Below are 775 nucleotides of genomic sequence, written 5' to 3'. Positions count from 1 at the left end.
CTTCGTATTGTTGGCTCGCTTTCTTAGGGGACAGCTTCAGCCTGTAGTCTTCTAAAGAAATTCTTAGATGCATATTCACTCATTATAGTTGCGACGCTTTCCTGTGGGAAAGGCTCTAAAGTAGTTCTTTGATTTTAATCATTAGAACTACTTACTTAAGTGTGAAAACACTTAAGTCCCTCAACCCCAGCTTGCTTTATTTGTAAATTTTCATATTGAAAATCTCTTTGCTGGGGCCCCGCGCGCAACAACATTCGTCATTCATCTCTAGAATTTCTTACATAAGTGCGTTAGCACTTATGTTCATTAATATTCAACGTAAGAGTCTCGCCAAAATACTTTGTATTTATATGTAATTTTACATTTGGAATGTTTATAAAAGATAAAACTAAAAAATATAAAAGTGACATCTTTAATACTCAAAATTGTGACTATGACGAAATTAATGACGAATTCATTTGTCCGAATAATAAACGGCTAGGTTTTAAAAGATATGTCTATCGTCATGATAAGTATGGTTATAAGCGAGACTTCAAATTATATGAATGTGATGATTGTTCAGAATGTCCTCTGAAAATTCAATATATGAACTTCAATTCAAAAACAAACAAAAAGAATAATGAAGAATTATAATTGGGAATATTTTAAATCCCAAATTAACAAAAAGCTTTCAGAACCAGAAACAAAAAATATCTACAGTCAAAGAAAAATTGATGTGGAACCTGTTTTTGGATTTATGAAGGCTATTTTGGGTTTCACTCGGATGTCTGTCCGA

General features: G+C 32.1%; 1 pseudogene. It reads left to right on the top strand.

What is annotated here, in order from left to right:
• Window positions 1-360 precede the first annotated feature (360 nt).
• A pseudogene (locus KA858_RS06640) lies at window positions 361-775 on the top strand (transposase); the annotation flags it as partial.

Source organism: Staphylococcus sp. GDX8P80P (assembly GCF_017893095.1).
Classification (GTDB): domain Bacteria; phylum Bacillota; class Bacilli; order Staphylococcales; family Staphylococcaceae; genus Staphylococcus; species Staphylococcus borealis.
Note: the sequence above shows the minus strand (reverse complement) of the source record. Positions and strands in the feature narration are given on the sequence as shown.